Source organism: Vibrio sp. zbq_1 (assembly GCF_043102935.1).
GTDB lineage: Bacteria > Pseudomonadota > Gammaproteobacteria > Enterobacterales > Vibrionaceae > Vibrio > Vibrio parahaemolyticus.
The window spans coordinates 363,598-380,630 of sequence record NZ_JBICJH010000015.1; the positions used below are offsets into that span (position 1 = coordinate 363,598).

Here is a 17,033-nt window from a genome sequence, read left to right on the forward strand (position 1 = left end):
GAAACGACGATAGTTTGCAATTATATTGTGCACAATTTATTTTTATCGCCTTTATCGAGATTAAGCCCATGAGCCAGTGTTACTCCCCAAGTACATTGAATGCAGACGAAAAGTTGTTACTAGAGAATCAAGTCTGCTTTCCGCTATACAGCGCTGCGAACGCTGTGATTCGCGCGTACCGACCGTTGTTGGACGCACTTGATCTCACCTACTCGCAGTACTTGGTAATGATGGTATTGTGGGAAAAAGATGGCACGAGCGTAAAACAGCTGGGATCACAGCTTCACCTCGATTCAGGAACGCTCACCCCGTTGCTAAAACGCTTAGAAGCAAAAGGCTTTGTGAGCAGAGGAAGAAGTGAAACCGACGAGCGCGTACGCGTATTGAACCTTACCGAAGCAGGCAGAGCACTTAAAGCTCAGGCGAAATCCGTCCCTGATGCCATTGCCTGTAAGTTCACGTTGGATCTAGAAGAATTGATGACGCTAAAAACGCTCTGCGAGAAAGTGCTCGATAAGCTAAGTTAACCACCAAGCCCTTTATAAACTCTTCTCAATAGCTAAAAGCCTGCCATTGCAGGCTTTATTGATCTCATTGCTTTCAGACACTCTTTCTATTGCCATTCTTCAATAAAACCTATCAAATTCTCGCGTCTATAATCGGATTTCCCTATTAGCGAAAATAGGATTTGTCTATCAATAGGATAGTTATAAGCAATTTTCCTTAAACACAATCCGATGCGAATATACTTTCCGAAAGCAAGAACTGCTCACCCTAAAACATTCTGAGGAAAGTAAAAAATGATTAATACAAAGATCAAACCATTTGCAGCTACAGCATACAAAAACGGCGAATTCGTTGAAGTAACAGAACAAGATGTTCTAGGCAAATGGGCTGTATTCTTCTTCTACCCAGCAGACTTCACATTCGTATGTCCGACAGAACTAGGTGACCTAGCAGACCACTACGAAGAGCTACAAAAACGCGGCGTTGAAGTGTACTCAGTATCAACAGACACACACTTCACTCACAAAGCTTGGCACGATAGCTCAGAAACAATCGGCAAGATCCAGTACTACATGCTTGGCGACCAAACAGGCAACATCACAAACAACTTCGGTGTGATGCGTGAAGGTCAAGGCCTTGCAGACCGTGCAACGTTCCTAATCGACCCAGAAGGTACTATCCAGGCAATGGAAATCACTGCTGAAGGTATCGGTCGTGACGCAGAAGACCTACTACGCAAAGTGAAAGCAGCTCAGTACGTAGCAGCGCACCCAGGCGAAGTTTGCCCAGCAAAATGGAAAGAAGGCGAAGAAACGCTAGCTCCTTCTCTAGACCTAGTAGGCAAAATCTAAGCCACTGAATTTAAGCTCAATTTGACATGCTAATTGACGCTTAACTTAGAGAGCATTCCAGATTAGATACCTTGACGACCTTCTGCCTGGTTTGCTCTCTCCCTACTGATTTTATCCAGAGTAACCACTCTTTTGTTTATTTAAGGTAACAACAACTATGTTAGACCAAGCGATCCAACAACAACTCAAACAATATCTGGCTAATGTAAAAGAAGACGTTCGTCTAGTGGTTAGTCTAGATGAAAGCAAAGCATCGAATGACATTCTGTCTCTGGCGAACCAAATCGCAGAGATGAGCGACTTTATCAACGTTGAACGTGACGACAACGCAAGCGCACGTAAACCAGTGATGACGGTGACCAATCCTGTAAAAGGCACAGCACTTCGCTTTGCTGGTCTACCAATGGGTCACGAATTTACCTCTCTGGTATTGGCATTGCTGCACTCTGGTGGTCACCCAATCAAACTAGAGCCGGAAGTGATTGAACAAATCGCAGCACTAGATAAAGAATTGGATGTTGAAGTGTTCATTTCACTGTCGTGCCAAAACTGTCCAGACGTTGTACAAGCGTTCAACATGATGGCGGCGATCAACCCGAAAGTGAAAGCAACCATGATCGACGGTGCACTATTCCAAGATGAAGTGAAACAACGCGACATCATGGCAGTACCAAGCGTATTCGTAAACGGAGAGCTATTCGGTCAAGGCCGTATGTCTCTAACTGAAATCCTAAACAAAGTGGATGACGGTGCGAGCGAGAAAGCAGCCAAAGCACTGAGCGAAAAAGACCCATACGACGTGCTAGTTGTCGGCGGCGGCCCTGGTGGTAGTGCAGCAGCACTATACGCAGCGCGTAAAGGTATTCGCACTGGCGTTGTCGCTAAACGCTTCGGTGGTCAGGTGATGGACACTATGGCAATCGAGAACTTTATCTCGGTAAAGCGTACTGAAGGTCCAAAACTGGCGACTGACCTAGCAGAGCACCTAAAAGAATATGACGTAGACGTCGTGACTGAGCAACAAGCGCAAAAACTGATGGGCGCAGCACACACAGATGATGGCTTGATTCATATCCAACTTGAAAGCGGCGCAACGCTGAAAAGTAAGAGTGTCATCCTAAGCCCTGGTGCACGCTGGCGTGAAATGAACGTTCCGGGTGAGCAAGAGTACCGTAACAAAGGCGTCGCGTACTGCCCACACTGTGACGGCCCGTTGTTCAAAGGCAAGAAAACCGCGGTTATCGGTGGCGGTAACTCAGGTATCGAAGCGGCTATCGACCTAGCAGGTATTGTTGAGCACGTAACCGTTCTTGAATTTGCAGACGTACTTCGCGCAGACCAAGTGCTTATCGACAAAGCGAACTCTCTACCAAACATCGACATCATCACGATGGCGCAAACCACAGAAGTAGTGGGTGACGGTACTCGCGTAACAAGCTTGAAGTACAAAGACCGTAACACAGATGAAATCAAAGAAATTGAACTGTCAGGTATCTTTGTCCAAATCGGTCTAGTACCAAACACAGAATGGCTAAAAGATTCAGAAGTAGCGCTTTCTGAGCGCGGCGAAATTGAAGTTGGTAGCCGTGGTGAAACCAGCCTAGAAGGTGTCTTCGCAGCGGGTGACGCAACGACGGTTCCTTACAAACAGATCATCATTGCGATGGGTGAAGGTGCAAAAGCAAGCTTAGGCGCGTTTGACTACCTAATCCGTAAGCAAGGTTAATCTCCAATTTCTTGAGCACAAAGCGCACGGTGCTGTGTTTTCTTCCCCTGAAAACCAATCGGGGCAACGTGTAGAACGGAGTGGCAAGAAAGAAAAGCAAAAATCCTAGAAGCCCAAAGACTTTGCCAGCAGGTACTAACTGCTGGCTTTTTTGGCTTTGGGGAGGGTTGCATGCACACAACCCAACTCTCAGATTCAAAGCACCAAACCTCCCTTTGTATCAAGCTTCGAGGAGCGCGCATAAAAAATTCCCAAATAGCCCTTTACCTCGACTTAACTTGAGGTTTTAGCATGTTCATCGTTGGCTAGGAAATGACAAAAAGGAGCACATCATGATCCAACTAGAACATATTAATTTAGTCGTGAAAAACATCCCTGAAATGCTGAAGTTTTATCAAACTGCATTTCCACATTGGTACGTGCGTGACGAGGGGGAAGGTACATGGAGCGGCAAGCATAGAAACTGGCTGCACTTTGGCGATGAGTACCAATACATTGCGATGAGTGACCACGGTGAAGGGGAGAACCGCGAGTTGGGCGGCCATCAAGTTGGACTAGCGCATTTTGCTTATGTGACCAACAACGTCGATGCCATCATCAAAAGGCTGACCGATGCCGGTTATCCGATTGCCCAACCTGGGGCAGATGAGCCATACCGCAAGAATGTGTATTTTGTTGACCCTGCAGGTTTTGAGATCGAATTTGTTGAATACCTGACGGATGATCCAAAACTTCGTAACCTGACAAGCTAAAAAGACTTAAATAACAAAACGTCAGCAGCTGGTGACTGCTGGCGTTTTAGTTTATCTATCAGGTTTATTTATCGCATTAGCGCTGTTTGGCAAAAACCTGAGTCCAGTAATACCCGTAGCTTGCAGAGTGATTTTCGACAAGCGACGCGCCCATCTGATCGAAATCCGCACTCATGATATTGAGGCAGTGACCTTCGCTCGATAGCCAAGCATTGACGACGGCGTTAATGGAGCTTTGCCCTACGGCGACATTCTCACCAATAGCGCTCCAAGCATAGCCCGTTGCGTTGACTCGATCTGACAGCGTGCTGCCGTCAGAGCCTGTGTGGCTCATGAAATCGCTGTTCGCCATATCGCTCGAATGTCGATAAGCAGCGCTTTCCAAATCGTAGCTCCAAGTTAGTGCCCCAACAGGTGGCATGGTGGTTGCGCCACACTGTTGTTTGGTAGAGCGAGCACTGTTGACCGCTGCGAGCATCTGCTCGGCAAATGTGCCTTGTGACGATGTGGAACCTGTGTTTTGAGAGCCGTTTTCTACAGGTGCTGACGACTCCCCGTCGCCGCCACATGCGCTGAGAAGTAGGGCCAAAGCAGGCACTAAGATCTTAGTTGGCATTGTCTTTCCTTTATGAGTGACGAAGAGCAAACTGCGCTTTTCGATAACAACGCCCAATAACCTAACAAAAACCAATAAAAGCACCATATGGCTTGGGGTGTTTTAACCAAAGACTCACATGAAGTTTTCAATCACCTTGGTTCGGTTGGTAAATCGGCAACGTTTCAGCCCACGTATGGAATGGCGTTTCATCCATATCCTGTATTGCTTGAGTGATAAAATCGATGAACACCCTCACTCGGGCAGGCACATATTCCCGGTTAGCATAGAGAAGATACACGCCATTTCCGGCTTGACGCATGCTCGGAAATATCGGCACTAAACGCCCTGCTTTGAGCCAATCTCTCGCGATAAAGTGAGGAATCTGAGTTAACCCTAAGCCTTCTGCGCAAAGCTCTGCCATCGATTCGCCGTCGTTTACAATAAAATTTCTCTCGGGGTTATACTCACTTGCACCGTCTGGTTCTGGCATCCGAATCGGCAACAGTTTCCCCGTTTGTTTAAAGCGAAAGCGAACCCAAGAATGGTCATTGAATGCGTCCGGGCCGCTCGGAACACCATGCCGTGTTAAGTAATCCTGACTACCACAAATAATAAAATCGATAGGACTCAGCTGGCGCACAATCAACTGGCTGTCCTGAACGACACCAGAACGAATCGACACATCAATCCCTTGTTCAATAATATCAACGTAGGCGTCATCGTAATGAATATCGATAGTGATGCTGGGGTAGCGGCGGTAAAACTCTTTTAATAAAGGGCGAATGTAAAGGCGACCGTAGGAGACCGGCACATTAATCTTAAGCAGTCCTGAAAGCGCATCATTGTGGCTTTTTAAGGAATCCTCACACGCCGTCAGTTCGTCCAGTACAAACCTAGCGGTATTTGCGTATCGACGACCAGCCTCTGTCAGACGGATCTGTCGCGTAGAACGCTGGAACAGCTGTATTCCCAAGTCGCTTTCAAGACGATGGATTGCTTTACTCACTGTAGAAGGGTCTGTGCCATACGCTTTGGCGGCTGCAGCAAAACTGCCACCTTCTAAAGTAGCAATAAAAAATCGTAGGGACCGTATCTTATCCATAAAACTCGCATATTCCATTCGTGAACTTTATTCACTTTAGTAAAGACAAAGTGGCTCTTCAATCACCAATCAGCCCAAATATAATGAATCTCAATAACTTGATGCTCTGTTAGCGAGGAAAAAGCAATGGGTAAAAATGGATTAAAGAATGCACTACATCTACTAATAGCGACCTTAGTCCTATTCTTTGGGATGCTGCAAGCGGCACATGCGGCGGATAAACGCATTGGCATTCTGGTTTACGACGGCGTACTGACCTCTGATGTTACTGCGCCTTTAGAGGTCTTTGGCGTCGCAAGTCGTCTGACTTGGTTTAGTGATTATGAAGTGCTCACCATTTCCGTCTCTGATCAGAAAACCATCACCACTGAAGAGGGATTAAAAATTGGTGTGGATGCTTGGATTGGCGATCAGCCAGAACTCGACGTGCTGGTTTTAACATCCAGCTACGACATGGATGCGCTAATCGAAAACAAGGATCTCATTCACTTTATTCAAACCACATCAAAGGCGGCAGATTGGATGGCAAGTAATTGCTCTGGTGCGTATCTATTGGCCGAGGCTGGCCTGTTAAACGGTAAGAAAGCGACGACGTGGGCAGGAGGTGAAAACGGATTACAAAAAGACTATCCAGCAGTTGATGTACAGTTCGACCAGAATTTTGTGGTTGATGATGGAGTCATCACCTCAAACGGCAGCCTAGTCAGCTATCAGGCCGCCCTTAAATTACTGCATCTCATGACTTCGGAATCTAAAGCTCAAGAAGTCGCAGACGCCCTTCAATACTCACGTTTTTCTACCCAGCCATTTTAAGCGGGCAAGGACGAAACCGCAGGTAACCTTCGATGTTTCAGAGGTTACCTTGCAGCCCACTTCTACACTTCAGGTCTTAATGTTATGAAAAAACAAAAACGTTACGAAACACTGACGAAAGAGCGATACCAAGATATCTATCGTCTCGCATATTGGCTGTGCAAAGATCAACACATTGCTGAAGATTTGGCGCAAGAGACCTTCCTGAAAGCGTGGCGATTCTTTGATAACTTAAATGATCCCAACGCCGAGAAGTCTTGGCTCATCACTATTTTGCGTCGTGAGAATGCTCGGCGCTTTGATAGAAAACAGTTCGATTTTGTCGACATTGATGAGTGTGCAATACAGACAAAAACCTACCCCGGCAGTGACCACGACATGGCCCAAGATTGGCTTCAAAAACAAATGATGATTCTCAAACCCAAATACCGAGAGCCATTGCTCTTGAACCTAGTGGCTGGGCTGAATCATGATGAGATTGCCCAAGCCTTGAGGCTCAATCACAATACGGTGGCGACTCGATTATTCAGAGCGCGCAACCAGCTCATCGCGCAGCAAGGAAACCATTAAGACAGAAGTTCCTACTGGTATGGAGCTCACCTAGCCACCAAGAAAACTTGGTCAATCAAGCCAACTAACTGGCTATGCTCGGGTCTATTTCATAAGTCGTTACATAACTTGGTGCGTTAACGCTTTACATCTGGCGTTACTGGATGAACACTTCCACCCAAAGTACAATGGCAGCGACATAATAGAGTCAGTAGGAAATTATGAGTAACACGACGGCGAAAAAGTCGAATCCCCTATTCGAGATCCTTTTTAACGTATTCATCCCTTCGTTCATCTTGATGAAATACAGTGGTGAAGAGCACCTAGGAACCGCAATGGCACTGGTTGTCGCTTTGCTCTTTCCTGTGGTTTACGGCGGTATGGATCTCATCCGCAACAAGAAGTTTAACTTTATCTCAGCACTTGGTTTTATCAGCGTATTATTAACTGGCGGCATTGGCTTGTTGGAGCTTGATACTCGCTGGTTAGCCTTGAAAGAAGCCTTGATTCCCGGCCTGATCGGCATCGCGGTATTAGGCTCCACTTTTACCCGCTACCCATTGATGCAAAAAATGGTATTGAACGACACGGTTTTGAACCTCGCGTTGATTAACGAGCGTTTGAGAGAAAATGGTAAAACCGATGCGTTCGAACGTTGCCTAATGTCTTCGAACTACTTGTTCGCAAGCACCTTTGCATTCTCATCTGCAATGAACTACTTCCTTGCTACGTGGATCGTCACCAGTCCATCAGGCACCGCGGCCTTCAATGAAGAGCTCGGTAAGTTGACACTTTACAGCTACCCGATGATCGCCATTCCTAGCATGTTGATGATGTTTGGTATTTTTTACTACATTTGGCGTCAAATTCGCGCGATGACGTCTCTTGAAACTGAACAAATTTTCCACATAAAGTAAAACCTCAGCACTCGAAATACTAAGGGGAAGAGCCCTCTTCCCCTATCTTCCACCCGCCCTTTTCTATTCCATAGCTTTCCATTTAGATTCACTCATCCGTCACTCAGTGTTGACCACGTTCACATTGATAGGGGCGACTTTCGCTCTTTTTATGAAAACCCACATAAAAAATGTGACAAAAATGAACAAGTATATGAAAGTCATGGTGCATTGCTTATCCAACTGATTTAACATGAATTTTTTAAAACCTTGCTGCATTTATAAAAAATATGTTCGGATCAAAAAAATTAAAAATGGAAAATGAGGCGCTTAAGCAGGAATTAGCGAGCCTTAAAGACAAGTACCAAACCGACGTTGAGACGTTGGAACGTCAGTTAAAAGAAGCCAAACAACTACTGAACACCGCGCAACAGCGTTACGAAAGTAGCGACGAGTTGATGTCGAGCAGCTTGAAAGGCGGAGATATGCTCCAAACCATTCGCACAGCGATGGTCGAAAGCGCTCAATCTATGGCGCATGAAAACGAGGAGCTAAAGCTGCTTGATGATATGTTCAAGCAAACACATCAAGCACTCGCACGTCTGGATGACCGAGCCGTAAAAATCAGCTCACAAGCCACTCAAAGCATTGAATCTGTGCAGATATTAGATAACACCGCGACTTCTATTTCCCACCTTGTATCTACTATCCAAGAGATTTCTGACCAAACGAACTTATTGGCTCTCAACGCAGCGATTGAGGCTGCACGCGCTGGTGAAGCAGGCCGCGGATTTGCAGTGGTGGCGGACGAGGTAAGAAATTTGGCAGGCAAAGCCAGTGAAGCGAGCGAACAAATTGATTCGCTGGTTAATCAGGTGCTAACCCAAGTCAGCTCAATCAAAAGCGCGATTGATGAAAACCAAATCTGCGCAGAAGAAGTCTCCGCCTCTTCGGCGCAAATTTGCTCAATCGTCAACGAGGTGGTTGTCAAATCAGAGCACATGAAACGGGTGATCCACTTTGCGTCTACCCGCACTTTCCTCGATACGGTCAAGCTTGATCATGCCATTTGGAAAAACAACATCTATCGCTTACTGCAAAGTGGCTCTTTTGGTGAAACCGTCAATAGCCATTCAGAATGTCGATTGGGCCAGTGGTACTACCGAGGTGACGGCAAAGCATATAGCCAACTAAGAAGCTATGCGCAGCTCGAAGCGCCACACAAAGGTGTGCACGATAGCGGCCGTGATGCAATGAACCACGCGAAGTCAGGAAATATGGCCGGCATGGTGACCTCCATCAACTCGATGGAAGACGCGAGTGAGCAAGTGGTGATTCACATTGACCGCTTGATGGATGAAATCATCGCAAACTAAGACTTGTGCCTCCCTTTGTTTTTATTGCGATGCAAGGGGAGGTAGCTGCGTTTCTAGCCATTCGATAAACGCCGCATTTTTCGGTCTGTGCTGCTGGCCGTTTAAACAAATCAAATCGTACCCTCTCCCTGCGTTGACGCGTTCAAAAGGCGCGACCAGTTCTCCCTTTTCCAAACTGGTTTGCACCAAAGATGCCCGTGCCATTGCGATGCCCATGCTATTTTTGGCGGCAATCATCGCCATATCGGCATGGTTAAAAAGGTAGGTTTTCTCCATCACATTAAGCGATTTCAGCTCAGGGTTGCTTTGGCTTGCTAACCAGCTCTGCCATTCATGATTTGGCTCGTTTGCTTCTAACGATTCTGTGCAATGGATAAAGGTCACGGCCTCAAATTGGCTGGCACTACTCACACCATCGGAGAAATGTATTTGGCTGTATTCAGGGCTACAAACCGGCATCAACTCTTCATCAAATAGCCTTTGATGATGGAACCCCGGATGCTCGCTGTCACTGTAGTAAATCGCAATATCAACGGGCTCATGTAAGAAATCTAATCGGCTTGCCTTTACTCGAAGCTTGATATTGAGAGAAGGATACAAACGCTGAAATTCCACCATACGCGGCAGTAGCCAACTCTGTGCGAACGTTGGTGCGACGCCGATGTAAAGCTCGCCACGCAGCTCGTTGAATTTGATGTCTTCAAGCTCAGAGAAAATCACCTCAAACGATTGGTTAAGCGCGTGCAGTAATCGCTCTCCTTCCTTAGTCAGCTCTAATCGCCGCGTCATGCGCACAAATAAGCTGAAACCCAGTTGTTCTTCCAGTGACTTAATGCGTTGGCTCACTGCCCCTTGGGTTATAAACAACTCTTCAGCGGCTTTGGTAAAACTGAGGCACTTACCAGCAACGGCGAAAGTGTACATGTTAGAGAGCATCTGCTGTTTTCTGTCCATCTTGGCACTCAACATAAATTAGAAAGGCTAATGCATAGCAAGTTTAAATTGGTTTGTATAGCGAATCACGATGCTTTTAAATCAAACTGTCTTATCCATAACGAGAAACAGCACGATGAAAAAGAATCTAAAAATTACCATTATTGGCGCAGGCTCCAGTTACACGCCTGAGCTTATCGAAGGTCTCATCAAGCGCAATCATGAACTGCCTATCGACGAGCTGTGGTTGGTAGATATTGAGGATGGTAAAGAAAAAGTCAGCATCATTGGCGATTTAACGCGCCGTATGTTGGCGAAAAACAACATGTCTCATATTGATGTTCACGTCACGCTGGATCGCAAACCCGCATTAAAAGACGCCGATTTTGTCTGTTCTCAATTTCGTGCAGGTTGTTTGGAAGGTCGCATCCGCGATGAACGCATCTCGCTTAAATACGGCATGATCGGTCAGGAGACCAATGGTTTAGGCGGTTTTGCTAATGCCTGTCGCACCATTCCTATCGCGCTAGAAATCTGTAAAGAGATGGAAGAATTATGTCCTGACGCTTGGTTGCTGAACTTTACTAATCCATCGGGCATGGTGACCGAAGCGATTCTCAAGCACACCAACGTAAAAGCGGTCGGTTTGTGCAACGTGCCAGTGATCATGCAAAAAGGCATCGCGCAAATGCTGGGGGCTGACGAGCAAGACTTTGTATTGCAAGTCGCGGGTTTGAACCACTTTATCTGGGCGCGTCAGATCCTGCATGAAGGTCGCGATAAGCTGCAAGAGGTAGTCGAAGAGATCTTATCGGGCAACGATCCTCTCGTTCCACAAAACATTCCTCCATTCGAATGGCCAACAGAACTGCTGCGCAATATGGGGATGATTCCATGCGCATACCTTCGCTACTATTACACCAGCGAAGACATCATGAAGCAGGAAATTGAAGAAGCGAACGGCGAAGGCACTCGCGGCGAAGTGGTCAAAGCGATGGAGAAACGTCTGTTCGATATCTACCGCAACCCAGAGCTTAACGAGAAACCAACAGAACTCGAAAAGCGCGGTGGCCAATATTACTCAGAAGCGGCCTGTGAGCTGATGAGCTCTATCTACAATGACAAACGCACCATCATGCACGTGAACACTCGCAACAACGGCGCGATTGCGGGCTTGCCGGACGACTGCACTGTGGAAGTCAGCTGTATGATCACCAAATCAGGGCCATTAGCTTTGAATGTTGCGCCGTTCCCAACAGATACGCTGCGCCTGATTCAATTGATGAAGGATTTTGAATCGCTCACTGTCGAAGCAGCGGTCACAGGCAACCGCAACGCGGCGCACCGAGCGTTGATTCTGAACCCACTGGTCACAACAGGAACGATTCTAGAGCAGGCATTGGAAGAAACAATTCAAGCGAACCTCGATTACATGCCGCAGTTTCGCTAAGCCCAATTAAAACGCAAAAGGGATGGTGAGTGCCATCCCTTGTTGTGTTCACATGGTTAGAATAATCTTGCCACTCCGCGCTAGTGATTTTTCTTCAATTTGTTCAATCGCAGTTTGAAATGCTTCTAACGGTAAGTAGTGTGCAACTACGAGCTTTATATCATTAGCAATAAAGTGTTTTAACATTTCAGCGAATACCGTCTTTCTCCCGCCTTTGCCTACCGATTCTTCCCAATACCGCAAAAAGAAGGTGCTAAAGTCGATGTTGTTGGCCTTCACGGACTCAAAAAACACTGGCGTATAAGGCGCTAACGACAATGTTCCGTAGTTGATGTATTGGCCATTTTCTTTCAAGGTACGAATGAGATCCGTGCCAGCCTCACCGCCTATCGCATCCAAAGCGACCGTTGGTTGTGGCAGTTTGCGCGTTTGCAGTTGCGCGTGTAAGTCTTGTTTTGCGTCCAACACTGGAATCGTATCGTACGGATACTTTTCTGGCTTTGAAGTCACAGCAATCAGTGTAAAACCCAGTGAATGGGCGAGCTGGGCAAATATCTTACCGATCGCTGACCCTGCCGCATTGATGATCACCACATCATCTTTGTTCAACTTAGCCACTTTAGTGGTGATAACCCACGCGGTTAGCGCGTTGATGTACAACTGGCAGGCATAGCCGTTATCCAAACTTTCAGGCAGCGGAAAAAGATTCTCGGGCGAAGCATCGATGTAGTATTGCCAAGTACCACTCATCGCCACCAACACTTTTTGCCCAACTTGAAAGCCAGTGTGACCGACAGCACTGACTTCCACCACACGCCCAACCGCTTCAAATCCCGGCACACGAGGTGGTACGTGAACGCGGCGGTATTGCCCAACCCCATGAATGGAAAGCAAGTCACTTGGGTTAATATTGGTGGCTTCCAGTCGCACCCGAACCTTACCCAGAGCAAGCGGTTTGAGGGGCTCTTTTTCCAACGACAGCGACGTTTTGGGTTGACCAAAACAGAATTGATTCACTCGTGTATTTATCGTTGGTGCCATTATTATTCATACCATGTAATTGAAATTCAAAAAGGAAGTTTCGTAACTTCTACTCAAAAACATTAAGTGAAGTCGAAGCTCTGTATTTCTACCTGCGCGATGCGCCGTTCACTCTAAACTGTTGTGGCGTCATATCAAAATAGGCTTTAAATGCTTTGATGTAGGATGAGTCGTTTTGATAACCCACTAGGTCTGCAATGGCTTGGATTGACAACGATTCATCTAACAAAGAAAGCGAGTAAATTAGCCGAATTTGTTGCCGCCAAAGCAGAAATGAAGTGTTGAATTCCTTGGCGAACAACCGTGATAAAGTGCGCTCAGACGCGCCAATTTTCTCTCCCCACTCTTTTAGCGAACAGCTCAACGCGGGCTCGTCGGTCAACTGCTCGAAAATCAGTTTTAGTCTTCTGTCTTGTGGCAGCAATAACTGAAATGTCTGCACGTTACTTTTCAAAATTTGATCATGCAACACCGCCAGCAAATGCAGCACTTCTTCGTGGCTTGTCTCACCTTCACACTGTCTGCGGATCTCTTGTAAAAGCTCATTTAAAAACGGCGTTAAAGCAATGGTTCTCACTTGTGGCTCGTACGTTGCGCCAAACTCAGGGTTGAGGTAAATGCCAACAAATATCGTGTTGCTTAGAGCAATCGACTCATGTTGAACGCCCGCAGGAACAAATAACGCAGAAGTGTGCGGAACCAAATGCTGATAATGCTCCGTTTGCGTTTGCAATAACCCTTTGATAGGAAAGATGATTTGATGCCAAGTGTGTTGATGCAGCGCATCAATGTAACCTTTTGGCATGTCGATGGTTTTCACCAAAACAGGAGAATGGGGATTCGCGGCCATCATCTCATTGGAGGTGATGACGCCTGACTTCGAATCAATTTGGCGAGTTAGCATTGTTGATTGTCTTTTCATCCCTATTCCGACACAAGTTCTCTAGGCTATCATGCTCCGCATCGTGAATGAAGGTAAACACTTTATCTCTCATTCAAATAATAAGGAGGTTACATGAAGAAAATCGGCGTCGTAAAAGCTGTGCTAGCAGGGAAAACCGTCCCTTATGCTCATGGAGCGCAAAGCGCAATCAACAAACAAGTGCTGCCTGAGCGCCAGCAAGCAACAGAGCTTGGTTTTACCAGTGATGAGCAAGGCGATCCGCGCTTTCATGGTGGCATTCAAAAAGCGCTTCATATTTACCCAAGCGAGCACTACCCAATCTGGCAACAAGAATTAGGCGAAAGAACCATTTTCCAATCCGCCGGCGGCTTTGGCGAAAACATCAGCTCCGAAGGCGTAACCGAATCCACGATTTGCTTGAAAGATAAAATTCGCATCGGCTCAACACTACTGGAAGTGTCGCAAGGTCGCATGCCTTGTTGGAAACTTAACGTACGCTTTGACCAACACGACATGGCGAGAAGACTGCAAGATACGCTTCGAACAGGCTGGTATTTCCGAGTGCTGGAAGAAGGCGATATCGGTGCAGGTGACGAGATTATTCTGTGTGAAAGACTTTATCCAGAATGGCCACTGGCTCGCATCATGGGCGCGGTTTTCACTGGCTGCCTGGATAAAACAGAGCTAAGCCAACTGACAGAACTGCCATTGGTTGAATCTTGGGGCAAGTTGGTCGAGCGCCGCCTAGAAACTGGCGAAGTTGAAGATTGGGAAATGCGCTTGGTTGGCCCAACGGCGGGTTAACACCCCAAAGTAAAATTTTAAGCCACGCTCTGAATCGACTATGCCGTCAAGAGCGTGTTTTTTGGTTTACTTCGCACTCGGGGCTGGGCGTTTCGACTTACCTTGGAACTGCTTAATGCTCTTCTTAGCATTAGTTCGGCGGTTGGCTTTTTTATCGCGTGGCGCGCGTTTGCTCTCGCCAGTTGATGGCTTATCCGTTACTGGAAAACCAACCAGATCTTGCACTGGCAATGCACGTTGAGTCAGGTGACGAATCGCGTTTAGTGCGTCCATTTCACCATGACATACCAATGATATAGCCACACCTTGTTCGCCTGCGCGAGCGGTACGTCCTACTCGGTGAACATAAGTTTCTGCATGCATTGGCAGTTCAAAGTTGATCACTACAGGTAATCGCTCAATGTGAATGCCGCGCGCTAGTAGATCGGTGGCAATCAACACCTGAATTTGCCCAGATTTAAACTGCGCCAGTGCTTCTTCTCGCTCATCTTGACTCTTATTGCCATGCAGCGCATTGGTTGAGATGCCCGCTTTATTCAGCTTCTTAGCTAAGCCATCGGCGTTCTCTTTCGCACCAATAAAGACCAACACCTGCGTCCAAGAATTCTGTTTGATAAGTTCAATCAACGCCTTGGTTTTGCTGCCTTTATTGACCAAGTACAACGTTTCAACGATGTCTTGATTAGTGCTGTTTTCTTGATGCGCTGCGACTTGCTTTGGTGCCTGCATAAGCAGCTTCGCTTTACCCTTCAACTCATCTGAAAACGTTGCCGAGAACATTGCCGTTTGACGCTGGTTTGAAGTCAGCCCCGCAATATTTTGTACGTCAGGCCAAAAGCCCATGTCCAACAAACGGTCGGCTTCATCCAATACTAGATAATGAACCTTGCTCAAATCCAAGCCATTGTTTGCTAGGTCAACCAAACGACCAGTCGTCGCGACAAGGATATGAGGATTTGTCGCTAGCGCCTGCTGTTGTTGCTCTTTATCAACGCCGCCACACAAACACACTGTGTTGAGGTCAAGAGCTTGACCAACTTGGTTAATTGCTTCACTCACTTGCATTGCCAGCTCACGAGTTGGCACAAGAATCAGCGCTTTTTGCTCTGGATTGACACTCAGCTTTTCCAACAAAGGCAAACCATAAGCAAGGGTTTTGCCGCTGCCTGTATTTGCCAAAGCCAATAGTTCTTGACCAGCCAACAGCTCAGGAATGGCCAACGCTTGAATATCGGTCGGTTTCTTGAAGTCTTTTGGCAGGGCGTGAATCAGCTCAGAACTCAATGAGAGAGTAGAAAATGGCATTAGCGAAACCTTGTACTTTTGGTTGAAGAAGCAATAAAAACAATGAAGATGCGGTAAAACGCAGGCGCGGACTTTATCACAATCTGTTAGGTGAACCATCCTATTTTAGGCGCTTAAACCAAACGTCGCCTATGCAAATCGTCAGAAAACAAAAAAGCGCCGAGCCGAAACCCTGCGCTTTTAAAAACGGTTTTACATTGTAAATCGTTACTTAGTGTAGAAAGCGCGTTTTAGTGCCATCTCTAGACCACGCACTTCTGCAAGACCTTTCAAACGACCAATAGCGGAGTAGCCTGGGTTGGTTTTCTTCTTCAGGTCATCCAGCATTTGGTGGCCGTGATCCGGTCGCATTGGGATCAAATGATGGTCGCCCACTTCTGCGCGGCGCTGTTCTTCATCCAGAATCGCCATCACCACATTGTACATGTCCACATCGCCATCAAGGTGAGCCGCCTCGTGGAATGTCATCGGGTTACTTTCTTCGCGTTTGGTGGAACGCAAGTGGGTGAAGTAAATGCGCTCGCCGTGCTTTTTGATCATCTTCACTAAGTCGTTGTCACCACGCACACCGTAAGAGCCGGTACACATGGTCAAACCGTTCATTTTGCTTGGCACTTTTTCGGTTAACCAATCAATGTCTTCGATGGTTGAAACGATACGCGGCAAGCCAAGAATTGGGCGCGGTGGATCGTCTGGGTGCACCGCGAGTTTCAAGCCGTGCGCCTCACACACAGGCATCAGTTGCGACAAGAAATACGCCATATGCTCACGCAGTTTGTCTTTGCTAATGCCTGCGTAGCGGTCGAGTTGCGCTTGGAACTCTTCCAAAGTGTAGCCTTCTTCTGCGCCCGGCAAGCCTGCAATAATGTTGCTGGTGAGCTGCTGGATTTGCGCTTCAGACATGTTGTTGAAGTATTCCAATGCCTGCGCTTGTTCCGCTTCGGTGTAATCCGCTTCCGCGCCCGGACGCTTGAGAATGTGCAGCTCAAATGCCGCAAAGGCGATTTGGTCAAAACGCAGCGCTTTAGAGCCATCTGGCATTTCAAATTCTAAGTCGGTGCGCGTCCAGTCAAGCACCGGCATAAAGTTGTAGCAAACGGTGTCGATACCGCACTCTGCAAGGTTACGCAGGGTTTGCTTGTAGTTGTCGATCCATTGTTGGAAGTTGCCCGTCTGAGTTTTGATTTCTTCGTGAACTGGCACACTTTCAACCACCGACCACGTTAAGCCTTTCTCTTCGATGATGGCTTTACGTTTTAAAATCTCTTCTTTAGACCACACTTCACCATTTGGAATGTGATGCAAGGCATTCACAATGCCTGTTGCGCCTGCTTGACGAATATCGTCTAGCGACACAGGGTCATTCGGACCGTACCAACGCCAAGTTTGTTCCATGACACTCACCTTTTTTAAGACGCACTCAGCC

17 protein-coding genes are annotated in these 17,033 nt (G+C 47.0%); 10 read left to right on the forward strand and 7 right to left on the reverse strand.

Annotation, left to right across the window (positions count from 1 at the left end):
• Window positions 1–68: 68 nt before the first annotated feature.
• The 4 genes from ACF8CV_RS09540 to ACF8CV_RS09555 all read left to right on the forward strand — a co-directional run bounded on the left by ACF8CV_RS09540 (window position 69) and on the right by ACF8CV_RS09555 (window position 3,836).
• Window positions 69–527, forward strand: a complete 459-nt coding sequence (locus tag ACF8CV_RS09540) for a MarR family winged helix-turn-helix transcriptional regulator (RefSeq protein WP_193273804.1) — start codon at window positions 69–71, stop codon at window positions 525–527.
• A gap of 273 nt (window positions 528–800) precedes the next feature.
• Window positions 801–1,358, forward strand: coding sequence for an alkyl hydroperoxide reductase subunit C (gene ahpC, locus ACF8CV_RS09545; RefSeq protein ID WP_005395542.1), 558 nt, complete (start codon window positions 801–803; stop codon window positions 1,356–1,358).
• A gap of 157 nt (window positions 1,359–1,515) precedes the next feature.
• On the forward strand, window positions 1,516–3,084 hold the full coding sequence (ahpF, locus tag ACF8CV_RS09550; RefSeq protein WP_208871058.1) for an alkyl hydroperoxide reductase subunit F: 1,569 nt from the start codon (window positions 1,516–1,518) through the stop codon (window positions 3,082–3,084).
• 332 nt (window positions 3,085–3,416) lie between these two features.
• Window positions 3,417–3,836: a VOC family protein gene (locus ACF8CV_RS09555; protein WP_005484664.1), complete on the forward strand. Its 420-nt coding sequence runs from the start codon at window positions 3,417–3,419 to the stop codon at window positions 3,834–3,836.
• Window positions 3,837–3,912: 76 nt separating this feature from the next.
• Here the strand turns inward: ACF8CV_RS09555 and ACF8CV_RS09560 are convergent, their stop codons facing one another.
• Both ACF8CV_RS09560 and ACF8CV_RS09565 read right to left on the reverse strand, forming a co-directional pair.
• On the reverse strand, window positions 3,913–4,452 hold the full coding sequence (locus ACF8CV_RS09560) for a CAP domain-containing protein (protein ID WP_005484808.1): 540 nt from the start codon (window positions 4,450–4,452) through the stop codon (window positions 3,913–3,915).
• A 127-nt stretch (window positions 4,453–4,579) separates the two neighbouring features.
• Window positions 4,580–5,536, reverse strand: a complete 957-nt coding sequence (locus ACF8CV_RS09565) for a LysR family transcriptional regulator (RefSeq protein WP_138938130.1) — start codon at window positions 5,534–5,536, stop codon at window positions 4,580–4,582.
• 126 nt (window positions 5,537–5,662) lie between these two features.
• Here ACF8CV_RS09565 and ACF8CV_RS09570 point away from each other — a divergent pair, with 126 nt between their 5' ends.
• The 4 genes from ACF8CV_RS09570 to ACF8CV_RS09585 all read left to right on the forward strand — a co-directional run bounded on the left by ACF8CV_RS09570 (window position 5,663) and on the right by ACF8CV_RS09585 (window position 9,170).
• Window positions 5,663–6,349 (forward strand): DJ-1/PfpI family protein, encoded by a 687-nt coding sequence (locus ACF8CV_RS09570; protein ID WP_069502869.1) that lies wholly within the window; start codon window positions 5,663–5,665, stop codon window positions 6,347–6,349.
• Window positions 6,350–6,433: 84 nt separating this feature from the next.
• Window positions 6,434–6,919 (forward strand): sigma-70 family RNA polymerase sigma factor, encoded by a 486-nt coding sequence (locus ACF8CV_RS09575; RefSeq protein WP_029809358.1) that lies wholly within the window; start codon window positions 6,434–6,436, stop codon window positions 6,917–6,919.
• Between the two features lie 200 nt (window positions 6,920–7,119).
• Entirely contained in the window at window positions 7,120–7,815 is a 696-nt protein-coding gene (locus ACF8CV_RS09580) for a VC0807 family protein (RefSeq protein ID WP_005477491.1), read from the forward strand.
• A 269-nt stretch (window positions 7,816–8,084) separates the two neighbouring features.
• Window positions 8,085–9,170 carry a methyl-accepting chemotaxis protein gene (locus ACF8CV_RS09585; RefSeq protein ID WP_069493251.1) on the forward strand — a complete coding sequence of 362 codons (1,086 nt, stop codon included), beginning with the start codon at window positions 8,085–8,087 and terminating at the stop codon, window positions 9,168–9,170.
• A 21-nt stretch (window positions 9,171–9,191) separates the two neighbouring features.
• Here ACF8CV_RS09585 and ACF8CV_RS09590 read toward each other — a convergent pair whose 3' ends face one another.
• Window positions 9,192–10,124, reverse strand: a complete 933-nt coding sequence (locus ACF8CV_RS09590) for a LysR substrate-binding domain-containing protein (protein WP_005460398.1) — start codon at window positions 10,122–10,124, stop codon at window positions 9,192–9,194.
• Window positions 10,125–10,239: 115 nt separating this feature from the next.
• On the opposite strand from ACF8CV_RS09590, the gene ACF8CV_RS09595 reads away from it, so the two are divergent.
• Window positions 10,240–11,553: a 6-phospho-beta-glucosidase gene (locus ACF8CV_RS09595; protein WP_138938132.1), complete on the forward strand. Its 1,314-nt coding sequence runs from the start codon at window positions 10,240–10,242 to the stop codon at window positions 11,551–11,553.
• 48 nt (window positions 11,554–11,601) lie between these two features.
• On the opposite strand, the gene ACF8CV_RS09600 is transcribed toward ACF8CV_RS09595, so the two are convergent.
• Entirely contained in the window at window positions 11,602–12,594 is a 993-nt protein-coding gene (locus ACF8CV_RS09600) for a zinc-dependent alcohol dehydrogenase family protein (protein WP_138938133.1), read from the reverse strand.
• A gap of 88 nt (window positions 12,595–12,682) precedes the next feature.
• Entirely contained in the window at window positions 12,683–13,498 is an 816-nt protein-coding gene (locus ACF8CV_RS09605) for a helix-turn-helix transcriptional regulator (protein WP_025507538.1), read from the reverse strand.
• Between the two features lie 111 nt (window positions 13,499–13,609).
• Between ACF8CV_RS09605 and ACF8CV_RS09610 the strand changes: the two genes are divergently transcribed.
• Complete coding sequence (locus ACF8CV_RS09610) at window positions 13,610–14,302, forward strand: MOSC domain-containing protein (protein ID WP_138938134.1); 693 nt, start codon at window positions 13,610–13,612, stop codon at window positions 14,300–14,302.
• A gap of 66 nt (window positions 14,303–14,368) precedes the next feature.
• Here ACF8CV_RS09610 and ACF8CV_RS09615 read toward each other — a convergent pair whose 3' ends face one another.
• Both ACF8CV_RS09615 and uxuA read right to left on the reverse strand, forming a co-directional pair.
• Window positions 14,369–15,607 (reverse strand): DEAD/DEAH box helicase, encoded by a 1,239-nt coding sequence (locus ACF8CV_RS09615; protein WP_138938135.1) that lies wholly within the window; start codon window positions 15,605–15,607, stop codon window positions 14,369–14,371.
• Window positions 15,608–15,814: 207 nt separating this feature from the next.
• Entirely contained in the window at window positions 15,815–17,002 is a 1,188-nt protein-coding gene (gene uxuA / locus ACF8CV_RS09620; protein WP_138938136.1) for a mannonate dehydratase, read from the reverse strand.
• Window positions 17,003–17,033: the final 31 nt, after the last annotated feature.

Bases quoted from the DNA above. Each gene is read 5' to 3' on its own strand.
- ACF8CV_RS09580 (WP_005477491.1), top strand. From the start codon at position 7,120: ATGAGTAACACGACGGCGAAAAAGTCGAATCCCCTATTCGAGATCCTT.
- ahpC (WP_005395542.1), top strand. From the start codon at position 801: ATGATTAATACAAAGATCAAACCATTTGCAGCTACAGCATACAAAAAC.
- uxuA (WP_138938136.1), bottom strand. From the start codon at position 17,002: ATGGAACAAACTTGGCGTTGGTACGGTCCGAATGACCCTGTGTCGCTA.
- ACF8CV_RS09595 (WP_138938132.1), top strand. From the start codon at position 10,240: ATGAAAAAGAATCTAAAAATTACCATTATTGGCGCAGGCTCCAGTTAC.
- ACF8CV_RS09555 (WP_005484664.1), top strand. From the start codon at position 3,417: ATGATCCAACTAGAACATATTAATTTAGTCGTGAAAAACATCCCTGAA.
- ACF8CV_RS09570 (WP_069502869.1), top strand. From the start codon at position 5,663: ATGGGTAAAAATGGATTAAAGAATGCACTACATCTACTAATAGCGACC.
- ACF8CV_RS09615 (WP_138938135.1), bottom strand. From the start codon at position 15,607: ATGCCATTTTCTACTCTCTCATTGAGTTCTGAGCTGATTCACGCCCTG.
- ACF8CV_RS09610 (WP_138938134.1), top strand. From the start codon at position 13,610: ATGAAGAAAATCGGCGTCGTAAAAGCTGTGCTAGCAGGGAAAACCGTC.
- ACF8CV_RS09585 (WP_069493251.1), top strand. From the start codon at position 8,085: ATGTTCGGATCAAAAAAATTAAAAATGGAAAATGAGGCGCTTAAGCAG.
- ahpF (WP_208871058.1), top strand. From the start codon at position 1,516: ATGTTAGACCAAGCGATCCAACAACAACTCAAACAATATCTGGCTAAT.
- ACF8CV_RS09600 (WP_138938133.1), bottom strand. From the start codon at position 12,594: ATGGCACCAACGATAAATACACGAGTGAATCAATTCTGTTTTGGTCAA.
- ACF8CV_RS09590 (WP_005460398.1), bottom strand. From the start codon at position 10,124: ATGGACAGAAAACAGCAGATGCTCTCTAACATGTACACTTTCGCCGTT.
- ACF8CV_RS09560 (WP_005484808.1), bottom strand. From the start codon at position 4,452: ATGCCAACTAAGATCTTAGTGCCTGCTTTGGCCCTACTTCTCAGCGCA.
- ACF8CV_RS09540 (WP_193273804.1), top strand. From the start codon at position 69: ATGAGCCAGTGTTACTCCCCAAGTACATTGAATGCAGACGAAAAGTTG.
- ACF8CV_RS09565 (WP_138938130.1), bottom strand. From the start codon at position 5,536: ATGGATAAGATACGGTCCCTACGATTTTTTATTGCTACTTTAGAAGGT.
- ACF8CV_RS09605 (WP_025507538.1), bottom strand. From the start codon at position 13,498: ATGCTAACTCGCCAAATTGATTCGAAGTCAGGCGTCATCACCTCCAAT.
- ACF8CV_RS09575 (WP_029809358.1), top strand. From the start codon at position 6,434: ATGAAAAAACAAAAACGTTACGAAACACTGACGAAAGAGCGATACCAA.